Source organism: Bacillus sp. OTU2372 (assembly GCF_038440275.1).
Taxonomy (GTDB): Bacteria; Bacillota; Bacilli; order Bacillales; family Cytobacillaceae; genus Neobacillus; species Neobacillus bataviensis_B.
In genome coordinates, this window is record NZ_JASATK010000025.1 from 13,544 (window position 1) to 38,353 (window position 24,810).

Here is a 24,810-nt window from a genome sequence, read left to right on the forward strand (position 1 = left end):
TATTGGGAGTATTATCTTGTACATAAGAAAAATAAAATAACTGCCAAATCCCATAAGGGAACGGAGGACCCAATTTTTTGGGGTTAATTCTACATTTGTAGAAGGGATGTTTTCTTCTTCGCCATCCTACCCGTCAGCTAACTTCGTCGGCTAAAGCGAAGGAGGTCAAGAGACCACCTTTTTTAAAGGTGCTTTTTTTGTTTTTTTCAAAAAAGGCTTCTTTAATATTGTGGTCTTTTTATTTTTTCTAAGAATTTAAAAGATTGATAGTTTGGGGGTGTATATAAGTACAAAAAGGGAATAAATTATCAAAATCTCAAAAACACAACGATCAAATGTTTATAGACCGCAACTTTCAGGAGGAAATAACCATGACATTTAAAAGACTTCTTTTTGGCAGACCTTTAAAATCCAGTGAAGTAGATGCAGAAAAAATGCCAATATGGAAGGCATTACCGATTCTTTCATCGGATGCCCTGTCCTCAGTTGCTTATGGGACCGAAATGATTTTGCTTGAACTTGCCACAGTGGGTGCGTTTGCCTTTTCCTTTTCACTGCCGATCGCGATGGCTATTATTCTTTTAATTAGTATTCTGATTGTGAGTTACAGACAAGTGATTGATGCCTATCCGCAAGGTGGGGGAGCGTATATGGTTGCCAAAGAAAACCTTGGTATGATGTGGGGGCGATTAGCTGGCGTTTCCCTGTTGATTGACTATACCTTAACCGTTGCGGTTTCCATCTCAGCTGGAGTTTTAGCGATTACGTCAGCGTTTCCTGCTGGGTTGCCATATATCGTACCCATTGGAATCATCTTTATTTGGTTTATGGTTTGGATGAACCTAAGAGGGACATCAGAATCTGGTAACGTGTTCGCCTTACCTACTTATTTATTTATAGTTTGTATGCTGATATTGGTTGGAAAAGGGCTATTCGACTGGTTAACTAACAATGTCCAAGCGGAACACCAGGTCTCTATTCCAACAGCCATACCATCAGGATTAACTTGGTTTGTGCTATTAAAGGCTTTTTCATCAGGTTGTTCTGCTGTTACTGGTGTTGAGGCTATTTCTAATGCTGTACCAAACTTCCGAGACCCAGCCCAGCGAAGCGCCAAAAGGACTATGCTTACACTTGGTGTGTTATTAGCCGTTATTTTTGGCGGGGTTACAATCCTTTCCCAAGCCTATGACATTCACCCAGACTCAACAGGGACAAAAACCGTTCTATCTATGGTTGCAGAGGACGCATTCGGACGAGGAGTAATTTATTATATTATCCAAATTTCGACCATGATGATCTTAACCTTAGCAGCAAATACAAGTTTTAATGGCTTTCCAATATTGGCTTCTATCATGGCACAGGACAATAATATGCCTCGAATGTTTAGCAATAGAGGAGACCGTTTAGCCTTCAACCACGGAATCATCACGCTTGGAGTATTAGCGAGTATTTTATTAATTGTTTTTGGCGGCAGAACTGAAAGCTTAATCCCCCTTTATGCAATTGGTGTTTTCCTATCCTTTACAATGGCACAAGTAGGTCTGGTTATTAAGTGGCGTAAAGAGAAGTCACAAGGATGGAAACGGAAAGCAATTATTAATGGTATAGGAGCTCTTGTGACATTCTTTGTTGTCATTATCTTCAGTCTTACTAAGTTTGAAGAAGGGGCCTGGATCGTCGTATTCATCACCCCTATATTACTTTGGGTGATCACGAAGATTAATAAACATTATAAAAATGTTGCTAAACAATTAAATGTTGACTTAGCCGAGCCGATTCTAACAACTGATACTGTGATCATTATTCCTGTTGCCGGTATTCATAAGGTAGTTGTCTCTACAATCGGATATGCAAAAGCTCTTACGCCGAATGTGGTTGCTTTTTATGTTGCTTTTTCACCTGAAGCTGCCAAAGAAATGGAGGATAAATGGGCGCAATGGAATCCAGGTGTAAGATTAGTTGTTGTTGTATCCCGTTATCGTACCGTCATAAAACCTTTAATTGAATTTGTAGGACGTATTGAATATCATTTGGGAGAAAAAAAGAGAGTAACTGTGTTATTACCTGAATTTTTTACAAGCAAGTGGTGGCATCGTTTATTACACAACCAATCAGCTTTTCGTATCAGGGCAACGCTTTTTGCACGAAAGGACGTCGTTGTTGCAACTGTTCCATTTCGTTTGAATGATTAATATAGAGTGTCCATTAAAGTCCAATGATGATTTCATTGGATTTTTCATTTGTCTGTCTATTTCATTGACAAAAAGGAAAAATTCTGAACTAGCTTATCCACTTCTTTTCGTCATTCATATCGTTCATTTGTCTTTGTTCCGGCAATTAAAAAAGAAAGAAGAATATTTCAAACATGGCTGCTTCGTTAGCTAATTAGGACAAGGGCATCAGAAAACGGCAAATGGTTGTCCGAATGCGGAGGGGGATTGGGTTAGGCGCATCTAAAAGAACTCCATCACGACTGAGTCATATAATATGTTTGAATGACTGTGAAGGGGATGAGGAAAATGTATCAGGGCCCTATAGCATACCCATACTACGTTAATACACAAACATATAACTCAAACTTTATACCAAGAACTCAACAAGGAAACCATCAAGAGGTATGTGAAGCGATTCTTGCTGGAATCAAAGGGAAAGCTTCTGTAATTGATTTTTATAGTCGATTAATCAATATAGCACCAGATTTAACGCAAAAAAATGACATTCTTCATGTTTTAGATGATGAAAAAGTACACTTACAGCAATTTACCAATATATATTTCATGCTTACTGGAAGGCAGCCTGAGTACCAAATTGAAAAAATACCTTTTCATTCTTATCAAGAAGGTTTAAAAAAGGCTTATGAAGCTGAATTATCGAAGTATCAAGAATATCAGAATAATAGTTATTTACTAGCACAAAATCCACTCGTTCGAGATGTATTCTTGCGTGCTTCTACAGACGAGATGGGGCATGCAAAACGAGTGGGATTGTTACAATCATTTAAGGGTCAAGATAAAATGGTTTTAAAAGATTATGGACCTGAACCTTTTGTCGTCGATATCGAAAAGGCTGCAAAGAAAAACAATAATTATCGTACAGCTTTATGGACAGGACCACATTTGCAAGTTACTTTGATGAGTATCAAGGTGGGTGAAGATATCGGTTTGGAAATTCACCCTGCCCTTGATCAGTTCTTACGGATTGAACAAGGTCAAGGGGTTGTTCAAATGGGGAAACGTAAAGATCAATTAGATTTTGTGAAAAAAGTATATGACAACTATGCCATCATGGTACCGGCTGGAACATGGCACAATGTTACCAATACGGGGACTATCCCGCTAAAACTTTACTCAATCTATGCGCCGTCGCAGCATCCGCATGGTACCGTACATGTAACAAAATCCGAAGCCATGGCTGAGGAATAAAATTACAGATAATAAGTTGAAAAAATAATATTAGATTTATACGAGAAAATTGAGAAGTATCTTGACCCAACCATTGCAGGTTCAGAAGCAGCTACGTTGGATCAAGAAGCATTAGGTAAGTTGAACGACCAACTTACGGATGCATTGAAAAAATTGGATGAAAAAACAAAGTAAATGATCGTAAACCTCGGAAAAAGGGACTTTTTGATAAGTCTCTTTTTTGATGTGATTTTAAATCGCTCACACATAGGATAATCTTCTTTTTAAAAAGTGAAAACATATTATGAGCTGATAACTAATGCATCAGAAGTACGAAAGAGGCAGAATTTTTCTGCCTCTTTCGTATTATAATCTTTAATTTGGTTCGACATGGACATGGACATCATAAACGTTGTGTTCATTCATTAATCTCTGCTCCACCTCGGTTGCAATATCATGAGCTCTTCGAATATCTAAATTAGAATTTACTAATATGACAATGTCCACCACTACGTTGTTACCATAATTTCTCGCTTTTATATCTTTTAAACCTTTTACACCATAGGAATTAATAATTGTTTCTTTATATATTTCTATTAATTTTTCATCGAACCCATCAGTCAAATTATGAGAAGCATCTCTAAAAATCTCCCAGCCTGTTTTACAAATAAGTAAACCCACTATTATAGCAGTTAAGGGATCCATCCAAGGCAGCCCAAACTGTGTACTAATAATTCCAATGAATGTTCCTACGCTGACCCAAGCATCTGACAGATTATCTTTAGCTGCTGCCATAACAGATTGACTATGTACTCCACTGGCCAATTTTTTGTTATAACGATAAACAAAATACATAACCACCGCACAAAAGAGGCCTGTCCATGCAGAAATCAAATCTGGATTTTCATTTCTTCCATTAAAAATACTAGTAATCGCTTCATATGTCACCTGTATTCCAACAACCAACATAATAAATGAAGCCACCATCGAGGCAATTGTTTCAGCTTTCCAGTGCCCATATGGATGGTCATCATCAGCGGGACGCTGGGATAACTTTAAGCCCACAAGTACAGCGATTGAGGCAATGATATCAGTGGTATTGTTTAACCCATCCGCTTTTAACGCCTCAGAATTTGCCATAAATCCAACAACTAATTTTACGGCAGACAAACAAATATAAGCAATAATACTAATTATTGCTCCCCGTTCTCCGCGTTTTAAATCCAAATATGCCTGTTCATCCATTTTTCTCACCTACTTTTTATCCTTTTTCATTATGAAACAAAATATCAAGTGGGTCTAGAGAAACCTTTTGTCGTTATACTAACTAAGTAATAGGGCTGAAAAAAAGTTTCGTAGGGGAAACTTTTGATGAATTAAAATGTATATTCAAAAATCCATTTTGTAAGTTCCTATAAGAAAAATAGTATTAATGTATGCCCATTAAATTTTTTCTTGCTTGTCCCACAAATGTCCAATCATTCCTATAAAAATTTTCATTATATACATTATGATAGGAGGTGTTAAAATGAGTAATCAAAGCTTTGTGCGGTTTGCATCTGAGCTTGTAGGTGAAGAAGTAGAAGTTATCACAAATAATGAAACTTTTACAGGGACTTTGGAATATGTCGGTTCAGATCACCTTATCCTAGTAACTAGAGTAAGAGGACGTCGTGTAAGATTAGCGATTCGCATAGCGCTAATTATTGCGCTTTTCAGATTATTAACTGGACGTACCTTTACTTTATAGTATTGAAATAACCATTTTGTAAAATTAAAAATTTATAAAAAAAGAGTGGAAATTCATCCACTCTTCTTTTGTTTCAAGTGAAAAATTTTACATCTGATACATTATTTGGTGTAAATGAAGAAAAATTAAAATCGCTTCCCTGAGTAAGCTTTTTAAGACGTCTAAGCGCCTCATCAAACTCTTCAGCAGTCATTTGTTTAGTTGCTAGTAAGGAAGTAAGGATGGCAAATGCTATAGGAGTCGTATCAACAAATACATCAACTTGTACATCCACGTCGGAATTACCGCTATGGCCAATTGTGTTTATGTTTTCGCTTTTTATATTTATATTTTCTTCTTCAAAAGCACGGGCTTCGGAAGAGTTTGTATTATGGCTTGAGTTTAGCCAACTAGGGGTATACTTGCTCTTACCCTTATATCTTTCCATATTTTCCACCTACCTAATAAGGGGTGGAATATTTTTATCCCACCCTCCATTATTAAATTAGAAATCTACATCCACATTAGTAGTTTGATCCTGCTCGTTATCTTGGTCTTGATCAGATCTTACACGAGCATTGCTTCTGCTGTTTAGTGTTATATCTACACGAGCATTTCCTGAGTTATTGATTGTTGCTCTAGCAACATTTGTATTTCTGTCCGTATTCCGTACATCTGCTTCAGCTTCTGATTCTGAACGATTGCGAATATCATTTTCAAAATCATTATTTACATCAACATTCACATTTGTGTTATTACGGCGGTTTCTACCTGAATTTGCCATATTAATATTTTCTCTCCTTTTCATTTTATAATTTATTTAATATTTTCCAAAGAGTTTCGAGTTACCGTTTGGAATATCTCTTAAAAATTAAACTCCTTTCCCTTTATTTACAAACATCTTATTCCAATATTTGTGTTATGGTATGGACAAGTTACCGAGGACAAACACCCATTATGCTGTTAAAAATTTAAATAAAATTGAGAATTTATGATACAAGGAAATAAGGGTTAATTTTTTTGAAGAATGTCATAATGATTTGGCTTATATAACGAGACACTGGCAGCCGAATGAGAAATGGTATAAATGCCCATAATAAATATATATAAGGATTAAAGGATGATTCCTATGATTTATATTTATAATGATTACGCCGGGACACATACGACCGCTTTGGCTGCCGCTTATCATTTAAAACAATTACCTCAATCAGAAAGAAAATTAACCTCCGAAGAAATATTGAATGTAAAATATTTCAATAAACTTACGAGACAGGATTTTGGTAAACTCCTTTACCATGGGGATGATGAGGATGGCAACTCCGTTTTTACCATTGGATGCAAACGGGACAAACTGGCTGTACCAGCAATGAAAGAACTGACATTATTACTACAAGGAAAATATCATTTTAATGAGAAAATAATTTTCTCCCATACATCGCCAGCCGTTCCATTGCCGATGTCACTTGGAGGATTTTTTTCGAGAGGTTTGAAAATTGACTTTATTGGTGTACCATTGTTAGTAATCGGTGCTAAGCAATGCTGTGATAATATTTATCGATTGGTTGAAAACACAAAACAGATTGGCAGGACCTCTTTTAATGAAAATGTGATTATTTTAGAAAATGAAATGTACAAGTAGGAGTACCAACATATTTTTTAGTAGTCCAATGAACTTCTCATTGGATTTTTCTTTTATATTTTCTTATTAAAAGAAAACAATTAAATATTATCCTTCAATGAACTTGTGAATAAAATTAAGAAAAGGGGGATACTAATTTGAAAAAAATCGCTTATTTGTTAGCAGGAGTAATTATTATTTTTGGTTTAATAGCGTGTAATCATCAACAAGATGAAACAACCAATCAAGATTCACCAACTTCACAAGCACACGATGGAAGCGTGAACCAAGATCAGCCAACTTCACCTGTTGAAGGTGGAACAACCGATCAAGGTCAACCAACAACGCCGGTTGAAGAGGGAACAACTGACCAAGACCAAGCACAACCAACTTCACCTGCACCTGCACCCGAGAAAAAAGTCTATCAAAACAATGTGTTTAAAGATGTAGTCGTAACAGAGTCAGAGGATAAAATCGTAGTGACAGGGAAAGCACAGGTATTTGAAGGAGTATTTCAATATGTACTATATGATGGAGAAAAGATGTTAATCCAAAATCATTACCAAACAGTCGGGGCGCCTGCATGGGGAGAATTTGAACTCACTTTTGAAAAACAGTTAGTATCTTCAAATGATGTTAAACTTGAATTATTTGTTTTCTCAGCAAAAGATGGTTCAAAAGAAAATACTTTAGAAATTCCCATTCCAAAACCAAAGTAATTTTCAATAAAAACACAAAAAGTACCTGTCATATCAATCTAACCGCTACGGGTACTTTTTGTATTTTGAAAAATGTCATTAAAAATGTAGAATTCAACTAACTATTAATAATTCGCGGCCTATCTTCCAATTGAGGCGGTTCCTCAAACCATCCATTATTCATCATTAATTCAAGTCCCTCTTGGCCATAAAGAAAAACATCTTTTGCTAATAATGACATTTTCATGGTGATATCGTTTCGGAGACAAAACATAGCTCCAAAGCTGCCCCCAACAAGACCAAACCCATTTAACAGGGATATGCAATACATCATCAGTTTTTCAGAAAATGGGGCAACTTTTGAAGTGGTTACAATACTTCCGGAAGTAGCAGAAAAATGTACATTTGCTTCTAATAAAATTTCTTCATATGTTTGGATTTGTTTTTTTGCCAGCTCTAACCCCTTAACAAAATATTTTCTAACCTTTTTGTTTTCAGCACATTGGGCAAACCCAGTAATCAGCTGCATACCGATGTTATTTGTTTCAATTCCGTGATGAATAATCCCTAACTCAATAGCATTTAACGATCTTTTGTCACCAAATGGCTTAAATCCTTTCATATATTTATCACTTTTGACAAACTCAGTTGTTTTTGGCAGTGTCATGTTAGGAGGAAGAGTCAAAATTCCTTTATTCAGTAAATAAACGGTGGCTAGTTTATAAATCTTGTCAGTGACTGTTGTGAGTCCTTCATAGATTGCCATCACATCTTTTCGATAAGCCATATTCATATTTATTGTATATAACCCCATACTTACTTCTTTTAGGATACGAAGAAACATTATGTCAAATCCATTATCGTATAGTTTTGGAGCTTCCAAGTTCACATCTTCATTTCTAAAACCAACGGGAATTACCATTCCTTCCTTTTCAAATAAAGATTCGATTTCAATAACAAAGAAATGTAATTCCTGCCACAACCCGCCCATGATATTTCTTGCTTCTTGGTCATCACTCTTCGCCATAAAATATTCCAAGATTCTAAGGATCATTGTTTTTTCTTGATAGGTAAGCCATAGTGTTCCTACTTCCGAGGCACTTATAGGGTTTTTTTTCTCCAAACCGTTTTACCTCCAGACATCATATATTTTCCGTTTTTTAATGAAAGTTGTTAAAGATTGATTTTTTCGAACATTTGTCATTAGTTAAGCTCAGCCCATATGGTTATGTAATATTAACTAATGTTCCCATTTTTTTATTCAATATGAAATATGGACTAAATATATATGTTTTATTAAATCAATGTGATGAAGGGGAGAATAGTATCCTGATAAAAAAGGAAAACTATTTTAAAAGCAGTGGAGAGGGTAGTAGGTAATGCATGTTGCTATAGCGATTCTAACCATTTTGGCTTCGTTCAAGTGGGCTGACTGGAAAAACTGGAGAGAGTATCATGCTAGTATGTACTTTATTTCAACTGGCGGCTTAATGTACGAATATATTGTTAAAGAAAACACTTTATGGAAGTTTCATCCTGATTTCTTATATGGACATGAAATGGTTGTACTGGTTTATGCAATTTTTACGATGCCCGTTAGTATTTTACTATTTCTTTCTCACTTTCCTAAAACCTGGATTAGGCGGTTTTTCTACATATTGGTGTGGTCTGGTATGTATATTTTCGTTGAGTGGGTCCTAATGGAGTTTGGAAGAATCTCTTATCAGAATGGGTGGAAATTTTGGTATTCTTTTTATTTTGATATTGTCATGTTCTCCGTCATTGCTCTGCATCAGTATAGACCCTTTAAAGCCTACATTATCTCATTACCAATTATCCTTTTCTTAATTATTTACTTTGATATTCCTTTTAAGTTTGCTAAATAACAAAAAAAGCCATTCACTTAGAATGGTGTTTGAATGATAGCAGTATGATTTGTAACAAAATCAATATAAAAAAGAAAGGAAACTAGGATGCAAAGCCCTGGAGTTTCCTTCAAGAAAGGTATTAGGCAAATTTATTATAGTATTTAAGTACTTTCTAATTCAAACAACTTGTCAGGTTATCTAACATGGTATTTAAATTGCATTCACTTAAAATCAGAGGAATCGGTGTAATCGTAGCGGATCCCGTCTCTTTGGGCATCAGTTATTTCTTTTACCTGTTCCTGATTAGATTGTTGAACTTCTTCGTTACTGCTTTGTTGATTATCGTGCTGCCTATTATTTGATTTCATCAAATACCCCCCCTAATTTCAATTTTCACCCCCATATTATTACTTGAAAATAAATAATTATTCAGACGTCCATTTTTCAAGAAATTTAAAATCAAAGGTAATTAATAATTTGTGATTTTGGAGAAAATAAAGAAGTTATTATGAAAGAAAAATAGTCCGTGTAGCTTTTATATAAAGGAAGTTTATTAATGGAAAAAATAAAAATTAATTCCTATCAAATGTTTGTCTTAGTAGTCCTGTTTGAAATGGGTAGTGCCATACTATTTGCTCCAGGATCACAAGCCAAACAGGACGCTTGGATTAGTATACTGCTTGGATTAGCAGTCGGTCTAGTACTTTTTTGGGTATATTATCGTCTCTATAAATTCTTCCCTGATGTCCCACTGACTAGTTATCTTCAAATACTAGTGGGAAAATGGATTGGAAGGTTTATTGGATTTTTATATGTGATTTATTTTATGTATCAGGCAACAAGAATATTGCGTGATTTTGGGGAGCTCTTAGTAACATCCATTTATACGAATACTCCATTGTTTATCATCAATTCACTAATGTTATTAACGATCATTTACGCAATTCATAAGGGACTAGAGGTCATTGCAAGAGTTTCTGAGTTGTTTTTTATCTTTATCTATTTGTTTGCATTAGCGGGGTTTTTGGTGATTATGTTTTCTGATTTAATCCATTTAGAAAACATTAAACCGATACTTGAATATGGAGTAGTGCCTGTCATTAAAGCTTCCATGCAAACGACGATTTATTTCCCATTTGGAGAAATAGTCACCTTTACGATGCTTTTACCGTTTTTTAATAATCAAAAAAAAGTAAAATGGGTGTGTCTTGGTGGGATGCTATTAGCAGGTATTAATATTGTGATTACTTCTGTAGTCAATATTTCTGTTCTTGGAGTAGATTCTTTCACACGTTCTACTTTCCCGTTATTAACTACCATTAGTAGGATCCATTTTTCAAATTTTTTAGAAAGATTAGATGTATTCTATATTCTTTATGTAATCATAGCTGGTTTTTTTAAAATTACGATCTTTTTTTATTCTGCTGTATATGGGGCTGCAGATATCTTCAAGATTGAAGATTATCGTAAGCTGGTGTTTCCTTTAGGGGTTATAATCTTATTTGGATCTTTAACAATTGCCGCTAATTCTTCCGAACATATTGACGAAGGATTGAAGTATATTTCATTCATTTTACATTTACCATTTCAAATTATTATTCCGATTGCTCTGCTGATTATAGCTTTTTTTCGATTTAGTAAAAGAGATAAGTAATTTGCGGAGGGAAAATATCCCTCCATTTTTACTGTTAAACTTATTTTTTCAGCATCATCGTGATAATGTATTAATGAAAAATGGCAGTTCATATGCAGGACTGAACAACGACGCGATTATATTCCGGGAACTTTATTAAATAAATTGTCTTTTTGTTGTTCTCCGCTGTTTTGAGAATTTCCGTCCTGTTTTTCATTTAAAATATCAGAAATCTCCTTACGAGTAATCGGTTGAGCATGTTCCATCAGTTCAAAGCCTAATCCACCATCAGATTCAATGGTAGCGGTTTTTATATTAGCTATATAAGCGATGCCTTTTTGACGGAGTTTCATCTCCAGCTGTTCAGTTGTCAATCGTAACTTTTTTAAGTTATCTTCAACAATTCCTCCATCGCGGATGACGACAGTGGCACTCCCGATTAAATATCGTTGGATTTTTTTAAACCTCATCTGAACAGATTGAATCAAAATTAAGTAAAGGATGAAAAAAGTTAAAATAATTATAATTTGCCAGAATTTATGTTCTTTTATCGCATGTCCCATCGTTGTTCCGATTGCTAAGATTATAATGACTTCGGAATTCGTCATTTTAGCCATAGATTTTTTTCCGGCAATCCTGAGTAATAGGGTACTTATAAAAAGTAAACCTAACGCTTCTCCTAGAAATGTTATATTCATTTATCCACCTCATTTTGTATATAGGATTTCCAGTATCATCAGACATTATTTAATAATGCACAACCTCCATTTTTTCAATGATTGTTTTTTTAAAATAAACAGTCATTTTTCTTTTGTTAAGAGAAGATAACATTTCCTTTAAGAGTCAGTTAATAACCGTTATATCGACAAATTCTTAAAATTATTCCTTTATAATGGCATCTATGGGAAGGGAGCAATGCAATTTAAGTGTGCATAGACCACGCAACGTAATTAAGCCAAGGGTTCCACAAACCTCATACTTCTAATTTTTCTTCCAGTTACATACCTTCCTTCATGCAGCAAAAAATCAAATCAAGATGAAACAAGTATTTCACAGGAGGTCCTTTCAAGTGGAAAATTTATTACGTAAAGCAGTCCAGACTAAAAGACAATTCCTCATTAATAAGCTTATTCAATCCGGTGTATATAAGAAAAATAATAAACATTTATATGAATGGACGTTAACCGAATTAGAGCAGGAGTATAACGCAAGCATATCCGACAATAAAAAACTAATAATTAAATAAGAAAGGAGAGATTTGATGCTAAACAAACAGAGAATTGCATTAATTGGTGCTGGTTCCATGGCTGAGGCGATGATTTCTGGAATGCTAAGATCTAAAAGAATTCGACCTAATCAAATTCTTGTTACCAACCGTAATAATTCAAAAAGATTAGCTGAATTAGAGAAGTCATACGGAGTAAGAGGAAATAAAAGAGGAGATTTAAATCTGAAGGTAGTAGACATCATCATTCTAGCTATGAAGCCAAAGGACATAGTGGAAGCATTACGGTCGATAAAAAATGAGTTACACCCACATCAATTAGTGATTTCGGTCGTGGCGGGGATAGCAACGTCAATCATAGAAGATCACTTGTTGGAGGGTCAGCAAGTCATCCGAGTAATGCCCAATACATCTTCCATGATTGGAGAATCCGCAACAGCTTTTGTATCAGGTAAACATACAAGCGTAGCTTCTGTAATGGTGGCCGAGGAATTATTAGCTTGCATGGGAACTATTTACCGATTGGATGAAGGGAAAATGGATATTTTTACTGGAATTGCCGGAAGTGGCCCCGCCTATGTTTATTACCTAATGGAACATATTGAAAGGGCAGGAAAAGAAGGCGGGCTTGATGCTAAGACGGCAAGACAAATTGGGGTCCAGACCATTTTAGGGGCTGCCAAAATGATGATGCAGCAAAATGAAACACCTGCAGAATTGCGGGAAAAGGTAACCTCACCAAACGGGACAACAGCAGCCGGCCTTGAAGCCTTAAAAGTCCATGGCGGCGGCAAAGCTATTTTTCAAGCCATTAAGGGAGCCGAAAAACGCTCAAAAGAATTAAGCTGGCAAATCCAAGAAATGATTAGTGAAAAATAGGAGTGATTCGATGACAATTGACTCGAAAAAGCGAGTTGTCATAAAAATTGGGAGCAGCTCACTTACGAGCCGACATGGGGAAATTAGCCGCAGGAAGCTAGAAAAATTAGTCGATGAAATTGTTCAGTTAAAAGATGAAGGCCATGAGGTTTTATTGGTGTCATCAGGTGCCGTAGCAGCTGGCTACCGGAAACTTGGCTTAAAGGAAAGACCGGACACCTTACCGGAAAAACAAGCAGCTGCATCGATTGGGCAGAGTCTATTGATGGAAGTTTACTCTAAGTATTTCCTTTTCCATGGCTATGTGGCCTCACAAATTTTAATCACCAGAGATGATTTTTCGTATGGAGATCGCTATCACAACGCCAGAAATACAATCAATGTTTTATTGGATCACGGGATTGTACCGATTATTAATGAAAACGATACGGTGACCGTCCATCGCCTTAAATTTGGTGACAATGATACTCTTTCCGCCAAAATGGCCGCACTAATCGAGGCGGATAGGCTTATTATTTTATCTGATATAGATGGTCTATATAGTGCTGACCCCCGTAAAAAGCTCCAAGCCAAGCGGTTGGAGCATGTCCACGAAATTACCCCCAATATAGAGGCTGCCGCTGGTAGTGCCGGCAGTTCTGTTGGAACAGGTGGCATGAAGACCAAATTGGATGCTTTTAAAATTGCCATGGCAGCGGGAATTCCAGCATTTTTAGGGAAAGCGGGTACCCCGAATATTTTAAGAGATGCCTTGGAGCAGAATGCAAAAGGAACTTATTTTACCTCTAAGAAAAATATAATGACGGAGAATGGTCATGTAAGATAAAAAATATTTTAAAAATTACTAATAATCTAATTGACATTAATTTCAGGACATGGTAAATTTTAAAACATAGTTAACCAATCGGAATAATGATGATGCCGGACAGACAACTGTAGGCCTTGCTACGCTACGAAAGCGTGCAAGGCCTTTTTTATTAAAAAAATCTGCATTTTATTTCGATTTCGCTGGTTAGAGGTTTTCCTATTTTCTAATTGGTTGGACCACTGGACGTTCAACCATAAAAATTAAGTAAGGAGATGAAGGAATTTGTTACACAAATTTTTAGTCCACCATATCGGTGATTCCGTTGGTGTGGCAATTGAAGAAATTGCACCTGGTGAAGAAGTACAAGGGGTATTCTTGGGGGATGATTCTACTATTCTTTTAAAATCACATCATCATATCCCATTAGGACATAAAATTGCCCTAAAAGATATTTTGGTGAACAGTAGAGTCATTGAGTATCGTGTTCCAATTGGAGTGGCGATTGAGGAAATTAAAGAAGGTAGTTATGTACATACACATAACCTAAAAACGGCGAGGTGGTAAACATGGAAAATAAAATTTGGGGTTATCGCAGGGAAAATGGAAGAGTTGGAATACGAAATCACGTAGTCATACTGCCAGTGGATGACATATCAAATGCCGTAGCAGAGGCAGTAGCCAGGATCGTACCTGGGACATTAGCGATTCCGCATGCATACGGAAGATTGCAATATGGACCGGATCTGGATTTATTCTTTCAAACGATGATCGGCAATGGCTCCAATCCAAATGTGGCAGCTGTGATCGTAATAGGAATTGAGCCAATGTGGACAGAACGCATTGTCGAAGGAATTAGGATAACAGGCAAACCTGTCGCAGGGTATTCGATCGAGCGTTATGGTGATTTCGCTACCATTGAGAAAGCGTCAAGAACCGCGCAAAAATTCCTTCAATTGGCTTCAGAAATCCAAAGAGAGCCGGTTGAACTATCTGAAATACTAGTAAGCATCAAATGCGGAGAATCCGACACAACGACAGGGTTAGGTTCATGCCCAACGGTGGGAAATGTAGTAGATCGATTAGTTGATAATGGTGGAACGGTATTCTTTGGCGAAACATCCGAACTAACCGGGGGAGAGCACTTTATTGTCGATCGCTGTGAGTCCACTGAGGTAAAAGATAAGTTTTTAGCAATTTACAATGATTATATTGAAGAGATTCAATCAAAGGGAGTTGACCTGTTAGGAAGTCAGCCAACCGAAGGTAATATCAGGGGCGGCCTTACCACCATTGAAGAAAAAGCACTTGGTAATATTGAAAAAACAGGTACCAAAAAGATTGTCGATGCATTAGGACCGGCAGTGGCACCGACAAAAACAGGCTTGAACTTTATGGATACTTCCTCTGCAGCGGCTGAGTGCATTACCTTAATGGCTGCAGCCGGGGCAGTCGTACACTTCTTTCCAACTGGCCAGGGTAATATTATTGGGAATCCAATCGTACCGGTCATCAAAATCTCAGCGAATCCGATTACGGTTGAAACAATGTCAGAGCATATTGATGTTGACGTAACAGGTTTGTTAAAGCGGGAATATAACCTTCCAAAGGCAGGGGATCGATTATTACAGAAGTTAATTAGAACAATTAACGGACGTCTAACTGCAGCGGAGAGTCTCGGGCATAGAGAATTTGTTCTTACTAAATTATACCGTAGTGCCTAATCCGGGGTGAAGCATGAATATTCTTATTTCAGAAGGTATGCCCTATTACGGTATATCTCGCCTAGGCAAGATGAATCAAGTAGAAGTGATTCCAGATTTATGGGCAAATAAAGAAAAGTTAATTAATAAAATAAAAGAAGCGGATGCGTTAATTGTTCGTAATCAAACCATAGTCGACCAGGATGTGCTTTCAACGGGAAAAAGGCTAAAGGTGATTGGCAGGTTGGGGGTCGGTCTCGATAATATCGATGTAAAAAGAGCCTCCGCACAAAATATTAAAATTGTATCCGCCCAAAATGCTAATTCCATTTCGGTTGCTGAATATGTGATGTCCGTTATTTTAAATGCAATTCGAACCATATCAAGAGCGATTGAAGATGTTAATCTTGGGAATTGGGATCGCCAACGTTTTACTGGGAATGAGGTATTCGGAAAGACGTTAGGATTAGTAGGAACCGGAGATATTGGTCATAGGATTGCTAAACGTGCCATAGCTTTTGGAATAAAAGTAATTGGTTATGAACCTTATTTAAATGACCTGAGTTTCCCGTTTATGGAGACCGGAATTGAAAAAGTAGCATTTGATCGATTACTTGAGGAATCAGATTTCATCAGTATTCATACCCCGTTGACTGAAGAAACGCGTTCTATGTTTAGCCATAGGGAATTTGCTTTAATGAAGAAGGAAGGAATTCTTGTTAATACTTCTCGCGGTGGAATTGTAGATGAATATGCTCTACTTGATGCCGTTGAATCAGGCAAGATTGCTGGTGCATATTTAGATGTTTTGGAACAAGAACCTGTAGAGCCAAACCATTTCTTATTAAACAATAAACAAATATTTATTACCCCACATATTGCTGGGTTAACAATCGAATCACAGGAAAGAACCACGGATATGATCTGTGAGGAAGTATTAAAAGTACTTAATGGAAGGAATTCCTTGATGGTTGTCAAGTAATGTTATAAAAAGGCAGTGATTACAATGGAGAACTTCATAAAGGAAGAAGGCAATTCAGCTCTAAGAGGTTGGGCCATTGAGCATTTTGGAGGGGATACAATTTTACAGTTCCCCTCCAACAAATTGAAAGTGGATTTTCTAGGTGAATATTATGTTTGAACAATTAAAATTTGATCGTTCTACAGTCCCAAGTAAGATTGTGGAAGAAGTGAAAGGATTTATCCAAAGAGGTGAATTAAAGCCAGGAGAAAAGCTGCCGCCTGAAAGGGATCTCGCCCAGTTACTGAATGTTAGTAGAAACACGATTAGAGAATCTTATAAGATTTTGTCAACATTGGGATTTATTGAAATCAAACACGGCCAGGGAGCTTTTGTGGCGCAGGAAAACGATAATTTACATTCATTTGCTGATCACTTTTTCATAAGAAACGACCAATATGCAGATTTGTTTGAGATTAGAAAGCTTATTGAAACTCAGTCAGTCGTGTGGGCAGTCCAAAGAGCATCTGATAAACAAATTGAAGATCTTTATTTGAATGTAAAAGAAACGATCCGACAGATGGCCGTGGGGGCAATAAAACAAACGACCTTGTCAAACAGGGATCAGGAATTCCATCTCATGATTTCTAAACTTTCTCATAATGACCTGGCCCTTCGGATTATGAATATCCTAACCGGTCAGCTCAGAAAAATGAGAGAGGAAACTTCTAAAATCCCAGAACGTGTACAACATTCATGGAATGAACACTTAAAAATTGCAGAAATGCTGAAAATGAGAAATGCAGAAAAAGCAAGGGAGTACATGGAAATACATTTAGATAGTGTAGAAATGACGTTAAAAACCGGAACACAGGAAGGTGGCATTACATGCGAATAAAGCTTATTTCACCTGACGGTATAGGCGGGATAACAGCCATCGTATTAGGATGCTTATCCATCTCTGAATCGATTAGACTTTATCCATATAGTAATAAAATCCTGACTGGGGACCATACTTTTCCAGGGGTATTAGGTATTCTTCTTGTTATTGCAGGAGTAATTTTGATCACTAAACAAAAAAGCCCAGAGACGAATGAATCGATTTTGCCTAGAGGAAGGACCGCATTTATTATGGCGGCATCCATTGGCATCCTATTGATTTACTGCTTGTTCATAGAATATATCGGTTACTTTTTTAGTACTCTTATCGCATTTATCTTCCTCATTAAACTAATCGGAAATTATCGGTGGGTGTTCTCGACCATTATGGCAGCTGTTTTGACGACAGTTTTATACTTATTATTTATTGTTTTGCTAAAAACACCGTTTCCGAGTATCAATTTACCTTTTTAGAAGGGGTGAACTAAAGAATGGAATCAATCATGTATCTTTTACACGGACTTAGTGAAGTCCTGACCCCTTTCAATCTATTGATTGTATTATTGGGTTCGCTTCTTGGAACCATTGTTGGTGTCCTTCCTGGACTTGGTCCCACATCGGCTATTGCTATTCTCTTGCCAATGACCACGATTCTAGAGCCTGCACAAGGAATTATGATGATGGCAGGAATATATTATGGGTCGATGTACGGGGGATCCACGACAGCGATTTTAATGAATATACCTGGGGAAGCCTCTTCCGTACCAACGACTTTAGATGGTTATCCATTGGCCAAAATGGGGAAAGGGGGAGCCGCCCTCGGTATTGCCGCAATCGGTTCATTTATCGCGGGTATTATTGGATTATTTGGCCTTGTGCTATTTGCTCCTATCCTTGCCGATCAAGCATTAAAATTCGGTCCACCTGAGTACTTTACTTTAATGCTGATTGCCTTATTTATCTTATTCAATTTAACTGGTTATTCACTGACGAAATCTATTATTATGGGCTTGTTTGGTTTTTTAATCTCACTTGTTGGAATTGGGGTTTCGAGCGGTTTGCCTAGATTTAATTTCGGATTTAGTGCATTGACAGGTGGATTTGAGATGATCAGTGTCATTATCGGTCTATTTGCTATAACAGAAGTGTTAAAAGGACTTGAAGAGAAGCGAATTAGCATTAAACATACAAAAATAAATAATGTCTACCCCAATAAAAAGGATATGAAACAGAGTGTATTACCAATTTTAAGAGGAAGCCTGCTCGGTTTTTTCCTAGGAATTTTACCGGGTGTCTCGGCAACGATCACTTCTTTCCTTTCTTATGACCTGGAGAAAAAGGTGTCCAAAAATCCTGGGAAATTTGGAAAGGGTGCGATTGAAGGAGTGGCAGGCCCTGAATCGGCCAACAATGCCACAAGCTCTGGTGGGTTTATTCCTTTATTAGCACTAGGGATTCCCGCTTCCCCGCCTCTTGCAATATTATTGGCAGCATTAATGATCTACGGATTAACACCAGGGCCGGTCCTTTTTGAACAAAACAGCCAGCTGGTGTGGACAGTTATTGCTAGTATGTTCATTGGGAATGTTATTCTCCTAGTATTAAATCTACCATTGATAGGTTTATGGGCTAAACTTACCGAAGTGCCCTTTGGAATATTAGGACCTGTGATCTTGATGGTTAGTGTTTTGGGCGCTTATTCTGTTCGGAACAGTATGTTCGATGTGATTGTCTCCATTATTTTTGGAATATTGGGATATTTGTTTCATAAGTTTCAATGGCCCATCATCCCGTTTGTATTATGCTTAGTGCTTGGTCCGAAAATGGAAAGTTCCTTTATCCAATCATTAGAAATATCCTCGGGTAATTTGTTGATCTTTTTCCAAAGGCCAATTTCTTTAACACTATTAATATTAGCTGGGCTGTTGCTTATCGTGTCCATAATATTAATGAGACGAACCAAAAAACGTATTCTCCAAGAAACTGGAGAACAAATGGAATTTTAACTAACAGAAAGACTGGAGGAATATTTATGAAAAAGTATTTAACAGGAATATTTACAGTACTGTTATTGTTCACGGTGGTTTTGGCAGGTTGCTCCTCAAACAACGCAAAAACAACATCGAATAATGGTAAAAACTCCGATTCTTATCCTTCAAGGCAAATCGAATTGGTTGTACCCTTTGCAGCCGGAGGCGGTGTCGATTTAGCTGCTAGAGCAGTCGCTGAATATTTGAGTAAGGAGTGGGGCCAATCGGTTATCGTAACGAACAAGCCGGGCGGAGGTGGAATTGTTGGAGCACAATATGCGCTAAAGGAGGCAAAAGCCGATGGCTATACGGTGTTAGTAAATAATAACTCGGCAACAACAATGTACGAAGCAGGTAATTCTAATCCAACCTTGACGGCAAAAGACAATAAATTTGTATCCCGGGTAGCGGAAGGAACGTTAGCGTATGCTGTAAAAGCAGATGCTCCTTGGGATAATTTCAAAGAATTTACCGATTGGGTTAAAAAAAATCCAGGAAAACTAACATGGGCGAGCGTAGGTCCAGCAGGTTTCTCAGCCTTTGGAGTAGCGGAGTGGCTGGATTCCATTGGTGTAGATTATAAGAAAACAAGCATGGTTTCTTCTGAAGGTGCTAGTGATTCTGCTGCAAAGGTAGCTGGCGGTCACGTTGTTTTGGCTGTACACACGGTTGGAGAACTATATTCCCTTGCTGAGTCAGGAAAAATTAAAATCCTTGCGGTTCAATCGTCTGAGCGCAGTCCGCTTTTCCCAGATGTTCCGACAGTGGAAGAAGAGGGATTTAAAGGATTAACAGTGAAATGGTGGACAGGATTATCATTTGCAGCTGGGACACCAGATGATATTGTGAAAAAGTGGGATCAAGCAATTGCGAAAATGGAAAAAGACGAGAAGTTTATGAAAGAGTTAGAGAAAATTAAATTAGAACCTTCTTATCTAAACTCACATGATTTTACGAAAGCTGTTAAAGACGAAACTGATAAATATACTGAACTGGCTGAAAAAACAGGGATTCGGAAATAAAGCGCAGTGAAAAGTCAGGCTTGTTGCCTGACTTTTCATTTTTTTGAGTGGTGGTATAGAGAGGGGGGCAGTAAAATTAAAAACGGTCGATAAATTTTAAAATCAATTTGTAAAGTCCGAAAAGTGGTCGGTATTTTTTTAAATAGTTGGTACAAGATCATAGTCGGTTGCTAACCCCTTCCTTATAAGTATGGAAATTAAAAATACTACTCTAGTATCGACCATCTGTTTAAATGAAGGGAAGATATTTGAGAAGACGATCACGATTCCACCGGTTTTTGAATTAATTCCGCGAAAAACTTGGAAGAATTCCGCAAACTTTCGAAAGAATTCCACGCAATTCCAACTAATTCCACTATTTTCAAGATAATTCCGCGAAAATACAAAAAAGTAGAGCTGCCGAAGCAGTCCACTAATCTTAATCATTCGTTAACTTACTCTTCCGTCTTCCATAGAAAAAGTATATCACCAATCCAATTACCATCCATATAACAAAGCGTATCCAAGTAATCGGAGGTAGACTAATAATCAGATAGATTGAAAATCCAATCCCAATCAGAGGGATAACCGGTACAAATGGAGTCCGAAATTTTCTTTCGAGTTCTGGACGTTTTTTCCGTAACACCATAATCGATGAACAAATAAGGATAAAAGCGGACAACGTACCAATGTTCACAAGTTCCGCCACTTCACTAATCGGAGTCAATCCTGAAACCAGCGCGGAAATTGCACCAATAATTAATGTTGGTCGATAAGGTGTTTTATACTTCGTATGAACTTTTGCAAACCATTTTGGCAGCAACCCGTCACGGCTCATCGAGAACCATATCCGTGATCCAGCGAGCATAAATGAAAACAATACAGATAATATACCGGCGATTGCAGCTACAGAGATAATAAACGTAATCCAATGCAAGCCAACATGACTAAATGCTTTTGCAATGGGTGCAGCATTATTAAGAGTATCATAGTGAGCCATTCCCGTAATCACAAGGGACATGCCGATATATAAGCAAAGTGCAATACCTAATGAAAAAACGACCGCTCTTGGTAAGTCACGCTGCGGATTTTTGGATTCCTCTGCCGCGGTCGTTAGTGTATCATAGCCGAATACAGCAAAGAAGACTAGGGCAGCACCACCCATGACACCATGGAACCCAAACGGCATAAAGGGATGCCAGTTAGCGGGCTCTATATAGAATGCACCAACCACGATTACAACAAGTACAATACTTAATTTAATAATAACCATTAGATTATTAAATCGTGCGCCCCATTCCATCCCAAGCGTAAGTAGTCCGGCAATGGCCAAACTGATGATCATGGAAATCAAGTCAATTCTATGACCAGCACCTGTTCCTGGTGCACCCTGCGCCCACACTGGCAAATGAATGCCAATCTGAGTCAGGATTTCTTGCATATACCCTGACCAGCCTATCGCCACAACGGCAATGACTAAGGTATACTCGAGAAGCAAATCCCAGCCAATCAGCCAGGCAGCTCCTTCTCCTAATACCGCATAACTATACGTATAGGCACTGCCTGCGACCGGGATTAAGCCGGCAAACTCTGCATAACATAAAGCGGCGGCAGCACTGGCCAGACCAGCGATCATAAATGATAAAATAACAGCAGGTCCCGCATGCTCAGCAGCAGCTACCCCGGTAAGCACGAAAATTCCAACTCCGATTATACCGCCTAAACCAATCGCCGTAAGCTGCCAGAGTCCCAGTACGCGCTTAAGACCGGAGTTCTCAGTACTTTCATTTTGTAGTTCATCAATTGACTTTTTCCTTAAAAAAGGATTCATAGTTGCCTCCTTATTTCTCTTTCGAAAGTAACAACCTAGTTTACAGAAAGAGGTTTTGGGTTTAAATCACCCTATGTGTTCCAAAAAGTATTTATACAACAATAACTTAAAACTAATAATTTTGTAAACAGAATGTAATCGTAAACTATTATTTCCAGTAAAAACCACAAGACATTTGTAAACGCTTCCATTATAATAAATAGTAAGTAATAGGAGAGGGGATACAACCAATGGAACTTTTAATCGAACAATGTGAACATAACCAATCTGAAGAACCATGTGAAAAGTGTACTCCGAAAACTGAAAGGGAAGAAAGTATCGATACTTCAGAATATGATTATCATAAAAGACTGTGGTTTTAATAGTTTAGGTGATTTAATTTATTAACATTCCATCGTATGAAAAATTAGGGAGAACGGTCATTTTGGCCGTTCTTTTGTATGGGGATAACAACAGATCAACCAATTAAAAATTCCTAGCCAAGCTTCTTCCTGCTGGAAGCGAGCCTGGCCAAGAATTATTTCATATCTTTATCTGCATTCTCATACTTTTCATTGTGCATGTGGTCAACGTATTCATCTGAAAGCTCGCCGACATGTAGCATTTCTTCGCCTTCGTCTAAAACATATCCTGTATCAAAGAAATCGGTTGGGACAGTAAAATCAATTAATAGCTCTCCGGATTTGCTGTAAATACTGGCAAATAAATTGCTGGGAGCTTCCTTCATTTTAAGAAGGTCATTTAAGGTTACATTTTTGTTATTAATGCTAAATTTAACATTAACCTCATATAAATTAATGGTTTGGTTCAAAATTTCTACCAACTCATTCAATTCTGCATCGGAAAGTTCTGATGTATCTGCCACATCATAAAATTTTTCCATTTGAGAATCCAGAATGGTCATCTGGTCTAATTGGTTCTTGTTGTTCTCCTCGACAAGAGACAAATAATTAAAGAGCTTCTCTGTCTCTTCCTCTGTAATGCCCAACCTTGCAAGCTCTGTTTCAACGTCGGCCATATAATTATCATGGTCCACATAGAAGTCAAGCGATGCATCCAAATCCTCGATAAACTTATATTCAGTCAAGGAGTCTCCGAAATGATCCAACAAATCGTTAAGTTCTTTTTCTGTTAAATCATAATTCGTTAATAACTCCTGTAAATTTTTCGAGTTAATGGGGGTACCCATGATCATTTTTAAATCTTCCACTGTGCTGAAATCATCTAAAGGGATTTCATAATAGGCTAAATAATCCAGTAATTCCTGTTTTGTCCACCCGAGTTCGGTTAAATATTGATTTATTTCGTTTTCAGGAGGAGCAGCTTTTGCTGCTGGTAAATTAAACAGGAAGGGGAATGAAAGCAAGCATACCAACAAGGCTTTTATATAGATCATTGGTTACCTCCTTTATCTGCGATGCAATAGTATTTTTCCCTGTAATTAAGATATTAAGAATGAAAATTATTACCTATAGGAAGAAGAAATATGAATAAAACTACTGCGAAAGAAAATACTATGAGTAAAAAATTTGGAGTGTGTGCTCCCATGGGGTTTGCTTTATATTTCTTTGTGTCTTGGCTGATCACCGTTATTTTTACGTTAATGAAAAAGAGGCTTTCATTTATAGAAAATTCATTTGTTTATTTGCTGATACTGATTATAAGTATAAATTTCTCGTGGATTATTTCTGCAGAGTTAAGACTAGTCACACTTTCTATGCATCCGTTAGATTATACAGCTTTTATGATTCACAGAAGCATCGGAATTCCGTTTATTCTCGTTGTTACTCTCAATTTGATTAAGGGAGTAAATTCAATTGGAAAATCCTTATTAATTGCAGTTTGTTCAATAGTAATACTAGTTATGTTGGTGAAATTGGGAGCTGTTTTAGATATTACTCATCGGGTAAAATGGAATATCATCAATGACTTTATATACTTTGCTTTCCTTCAACTTATTGCCTTTTATTCCTTGAAATTTTTTCGGAAATCTAACCAAAGTGAGGAGATTAGCCGATGAGAATGTGGGAGAGTTTTGATAAAAATGAAATTTCCCTATTGATCATTTTAATAGTAGCCTATATAGCCTATTTTCTATTTCATAGAAGAGTTAACCCACAAATTAGAAAACTGGGTTTACTTTGGGGAATTACGATAGGGATTTTATTTGATTTCACCATCGGTGGAGGATTACTTGACTACTATAGAATCAATGACTCAAACCATTATGAAGTGGCTGATGTTTTTTATTATCTAGACTTTGGACCTTTTGGATTTTTCTTTTTTTATTTCTATGAAACCTTTCACATACATAAAAAGACATTTATTTATTACACAGTGGCTTGGGCCATAATCGGAGTAGCTGCTCAGTGGCTGTTCACCTCGCTTGATATTATTACACTTCAAAAAGGCTATCATTTAGCCTATTCGTTCCCGATTTTTTTAGTTGTACAAACTGCTACAGGTGCTTTTATTGAACAAGTTAAGAAAAGAGAACAAATTCTGGTGAAAAGTTAATTTTTAATTGAAACAGATAAAAAAAG

The 24,810-nt window shown here is 37.0% G+C and carries 28 protein-coding genes, 1 pseudogene and 1 riboswitch; of the genes and pseudogenes, 20 read left to right on the forward strand and 9 right to left on the reverse strand.

The genetic code is table 11. The features are described from left to right. Nucleotides 1–31: 31 nt before the first annotated feature. Nucleotides 32–167: riboswitch (cyclic di-AMP (ydaO/yuaA leader) on the forward strand. Nucleotides 168–371: 204 nt separating this feature from the next. Both AAHB15_RS25085 and AAHB15_RS25090 read left to right on the forward strand, forming a co-directional pair. Then, nucleotides 372–2,195, forward strand: coding sequence for an APC family permease (locus AAHB15_RS25085; RefSeq protein ID WP_335575098.1), 1,824 nt, complete (start codon nt 372–374; stop codon nt 2,193–2,195). Nucleotides 2,196–2,522: 327 nt separating this feature from the next. Continuing rightward, nucleotides 2,523–3,425, forward strand: coding sequence for a cupin domain-containing protein (locus AAHB15_RS25090; RefSeq protein WP_335575097.1), 903 nt, complete (start codon nt 2,523–2,525; stop codon nt 3,423–3,425). Between the two features lie 354 nt (nt 3,426–3,779). Here the strand turns inward: AAHB15_RS25090 and AAHB15_RS25095 are convergent, their stop codons facing one another. Then, nucleotides 3,780–4,649 carry a cation diffusion facilitator family transporter gene (locus AAHB15_RS25095; RefSeq protein ID WP_335575096.1) on the reverse strand — a complete coding sequence of 290 codons (870 nt, stop codon included), beginning with the start codon at nt 4,647–4,649 and terminating at the stop codon, nt 3,780–3,782. Nucleotides 4,650–4,932: 283 nt separating this feature from the next. Here AAHB15_RS25095 and AAHB15_RS25100 point away from each other — a divergent pair, with 283 nt between their 5' ends. Then, complete coding sequence (locus AAHB15_RS25100; protein ID WP_144566899.1) at nt 4,933–5,154, forward strand: hypothetical protein; 222 nt, start codon at nt 4,933–4,935, stop codon at nt 5,152–5,154. Between the two features lie 73 nt (nt 5,155–5,227). On the opposite strand, the gene AAHB15_RS25105 is transcribed toward AAHB15_RS25100, so the two are convergent. Together AAHB15_RS25105 and AAHB15_RS25110 are read right to left on the reverse strand one after the other, a co-directional pair. Then, on the reverse strand, nt 5,228–5,581 hold the full coding sequence (locus tag AAHB15_RS25105; protein ID WP_335575754.1) for a hypothetical protein: 354 nt from the start codon (nt 5,579–5,581) through the stop codon (nt 5,228–5,230). Between the two features lie 57 nt (nt 5,582–5,638). Beyond that, the gene (locus AAHB15_RS25110; RefSeq protein WP_342043568.1) at nt 5,639–5,917 is read right to left on the reverse strand and encodes a hypothetical protein; all 279 of its coding nucleotides are present in this window, start codon (nt 5,915–5,917) and stop codon (nt 5,639–5,641) included. 345 nt (nt 5,918–6,262) lie between these two features. Here AAHB15_RS25110 and AAHB15_RS25115 point away from each other — a divergent pair, with 345 nt between their 5' ends. Together AAHB15_RS25115 and AAHB15_RS25120 are read left to right on the forward strand one after the other, a co-directional pair. Then, nucleotides 6,263–6,775, forward strand: a complete 513-nt coding sequence (locus AAHB15_RS25115; protein WP_335575752.1) for a DUF3189 family protein — start codon at nt 6,263–6,265, stop codon at nt 6,773–6,775. A gap of 137 nt (nt 6,776–6,912) precedes the next feature. Further along, a complete protein-coding gene (locus tag AAHB15_RS25120) occupies nt 6,913–7,473 on the forward strand; it encodes a Gmad2 immunoglobulin-like domain-containing protein (protein ID WP_335575751.1) in 561 nt (186 codons plus the stop codon). A gap of 97 nt (nt 7,474–7,570) precedes the next feature. Here AAHB15_RS25120 and AAHB15_RS25125 read toward each other — a convergent pair whose 3' ends face one another. Next, the gene (locus tag AAHB15_RS25125) at nt 7,571–8,575 is read right to left on the reverse strand and encodes a DUF3231 family protein (RefSeq protein ID WP_342043569.1); all 1,005 of its coding nucleotides are present in this window, start codon (nt 8,573–8,575) and stop codon (nt 7,571–7,573) included. Nucleotides 8,576–8,831: 256 nt separating this feature from the next. Here AAHB15_RS25125 and AAHB15_RS25130 point away from each other — a divergent pair, with 256 nt between their 5' ends. Next, nucleotides 8,832–9,338: a CBO0543 family protein gene (locus AAHB15_RS25130; protein ID WP_335572307.1), complete on the forward strand. Its 507-nt coding sequence runs from the start codon at nt 8,832–8,834 to the stop codon at nt 9,336–9,338. Between the two features lie 203 nt (nt 9,339–9,541). On the opposite strand, the gene AAHB15_RS25135 is transcribed toward AAHB15_RS25130, so the two are convergent. After that, on the reverse strand, nt 9,542–9,688 hold the full coding sequence (locus tag AAHB15_RS25135) for a hypothetical protein (protein ID WP_176541015.1): 147 nt from the start codon (nt 9,686–9,688) through the stop codon (nt 9,542–9,544). Between the two features lie 188 nt (nt 9,689–9,876). On the opposite strand from AAHB15_RS25135, the gene AAHB15_RS25140 reads away from it, so the two are divergent. After that, a complete protein-coding gene (locus AAHB15_RS25140) occupies nt 9,877–10,974 on the forward strand; it encodes a GerAB/ArcD/ProY family transporter (protein WP_342043570.1) in 1,098 nt (365 codons plus the stop codon). A gap of 116 nt (nt 10,975–11,090) precedes the next feature. Here the strand turns inward: AAHB15_RS25140 and AAHB15_RS25145 are convergent, their stop codons facing one another. Beyond that, nucleotides 11,091–11,651: a DUF421 domain-containing protein gene (locus AAHB15_RS25145; RefSeq protein WP_335572305.1), complete on the reverse strand. Its 561-nt coding sequence runs from the start codon at nt 11,649–11,651 to the stop codon at nt 11,091–11,093. A 338-nt stretch (nt 11,652–11,989) separates the two neighbouring features. On the opposite strand from AAHB15_RS25145, the gene AAHB15_RS25150 reads away from it, so the two are divergent. The 10 genes and pseudogenes from AAHB15_RS25150 (at nt 11,990) to AAHB15_RS25195 (ending at nt 20,457) form a co-directional block, all read left to right on the forward strand. Beyond that, nucleotides 11,990–12,199, forward strand: a complete 210-nt coding sequence (locus tag AAHB15_RS25150; RefSeq protein WP_446715898.1) for a Fur-regulated basic protein FbpA — start codon at nt 11,990–11,992, stop codon at nt 12,197–12,199. Between the two features lie 15 nt (nt 12,200–12,214). Further along, nucleotides 12,215–13,057, forward strand: a complete 843-nt coding sequence (gene proC / locus AAHB15_RS25155) for a pyrroline-5-carboxylate reductase (protein ID WP_342043571.1) — start codon at nt 12,215–12,217, stop codon at nt 13,055–13,057. Nucleotides 13,058–13,067: 10 nt separating this feature from the next. Beyond that, nucleotides 13,068–13,847: pseudogene (proB, locus tag AAHB15_RS25160) on the forward strand (glutamate 5-kinase); the annotation flags it as partial. A 300-nt stretch (nt 13,848–14,147) separates the two neighbouring features. Beyond that, nucleotides 14,148–14,429 (forward strand): UxaA family hydrolase, encoded by a 282-nt coding sequence (locus AAHB15_RS25165; RefSeq protein WP_342043572.1) that lies wholly within the window; start codon nt 14,148–14,150, stop codon nt 14,427–14,429. A 2-nt stretch (nt 14,430–14,431) separates the two neighbouring features. Further along, nucleotides 14,432–15,586, forward strand: coding sequence for a UxaA family hydrolase (locus tag AAHB15_RS25170; RefSeq protein WP_342043573.1), 1,155 nt, complete (start codon nt 14,432–14,434; stop codon nt 15,584–15,586). A gap of 13 nt (nt 15,587–15,599) precedes the next feature. Beyond that, entirely contained in the window at nt 15,600–16,547 is a 948-nt protein-coding gene (locus AAHB15_RS25175; protein WP_342043574.1) for a hydroxyacid dehydrogenase, read from the forward strand. A gap of 151 nt (nt 16,548–16,698) precedes the next feature. Then, nucleotides 16,699–17,424 (forward strand): FadR/GntR family transcriptional regulator, encoded by a 726-nt coding sequence (locus tag AAHB15_RS25180; RefSeq protein WP_342043575.1) that lies wholly within the window; start codon nt 16,699–16,701, stop codon nt 17,422–17,424. After that, entirely contained in the window at nt 17,415–17,879 is a 465-nt protein-coding gene (locus AAHB15_RS25185) for a tripartite tricarboxylate transporter TctB family protein (RefSeq protein ID WP_342043576.1), read from the forward strand. The genes AAHB15_RS25180 and AAHB15_RS25185 overlap by 10 nt, the downstream gene beginning before the upstream one ends. Before the next feature lie 17 nt (nt 17,880–17,896). Beyond that, a complete protein-coding gene (locus AAHB15_RS25190) occupies nt 17,897–19,411 on the forward strand; it encodes a tripartite tricarboxylate transporter permease (protein WP_342043577.1) in 1,515 nt (504 codons plus the stop codon). Nucleotides 19,412–19,437: 26 nt separating this feature from the next. Continuing rightward, the gene (locus tag AAHB15_RS25195; protein ID WP_342043578.1) at nt 19,438–20,457 is read left to right on the forward strand and encodes a tripartite tricarboxylate transporter substrate binding protein; all 1,020 of its coding nucleotides are present in this window, start codon (nt 19,438–19,440) and stop codon (nt 20,455–20,457) included. A gap of 138 nt (nt 20,458–20,595) precedes the next feature. Here the strand turns inward: AAHB15_RS25195 and AAHB15_RS25200 are convergent, their stop codons facing one another. After that, entirely contained in the window at nt 20,596–20,883 is a 288-nt protein-coding gene (locus AAHB15_RS25200) for a hypothetical protein (RefSeq protein ID WP_342043579.1), read from the reverse strand. Continuing rightward, the gene (locus AAHB15_RS25205) at nt 20,876–22,267 is read right to left on the reverse strand and encodes an amino acid permease (protein WP_342043580.1); all 1,392 of its coding nucleotides are present in this window, start codon (nt 22,265–22,267) and stop codon (nt 20,876–20,878) included. Before AAHB15_RS25205 ends, AAHB15_RS25200 begins: the two co-directional genes overlap by 8 nt. Before the next feature lie 230 nt (nt 22,268–22,497). Here AAHB15_RS25205 and AAHB15_RS25210 point away from each other — a divergent pair, with 230 nt between their 5' ends. Further along, nucleotides 22,498–22,629: a hypothetical protein gene (locus AAHB15_RS25210; RefSeq protein WP_255295239.1), complete on the forward strand. Its 132-nt coding sequence runs from the start codon at nt 22,498–22,500 to the stop codon at nt 22,627–22,629. Between the two features lie 155 nt (nt 22,630–22,784). On the opposite strand, the gene AAHB15_RS25215 is transcribed toward AAHB15_RS25210, so the two are convergent. After that, nucleotides 22,785–23,663: a processed acidic surface protein gene (locus tag AAHB15_RS25215; protein ID WP_342043581.1), complete on the reverse strand. Its 879-nt coding sequence runs from the start codon at nt 23,661–23,663 to the stop codon at nt 22,785–22,787. Between the two features lie 90 nt (nt 23,664–23,753). Here AAHB15_RS25215 and AAHB15_RS25220 point away from each other — a divergent pair, with 90 nt between their 5' ends. Together AAHB15_RS25220 and AAHB15_RS25225 are read left to right on the forward strand one after the other, a co-directional pair. After that, on the forward strand, nt 23,754–24,287 hold the full coding sequence (locus AAHB15_RS25220; RefSeq protein ID WP_342043582.1) for a hypothetical protein: 534 nt from the start codon (nt 23,754–23,756) through the stop codon (nt 24,285–24,287). Then, on the forward strand, nt 24,284–24,784 hold the full coding sequence (locus AAHB15_RS25225; protein ID WP_098527173.1) for a hypothetical protein: 501 nt from the start codon (nt 24,284–24,286) through the stop codon (nt 24,782–24,784). The genes AAHB15_RS25220 and AAHB15_RS25225 overlap by 4 nt, the downstream gene beginning before the upstream one ends. The last annotated feature ends 26 nt before the right edge of the window (nt 24,785–24,810 follow it).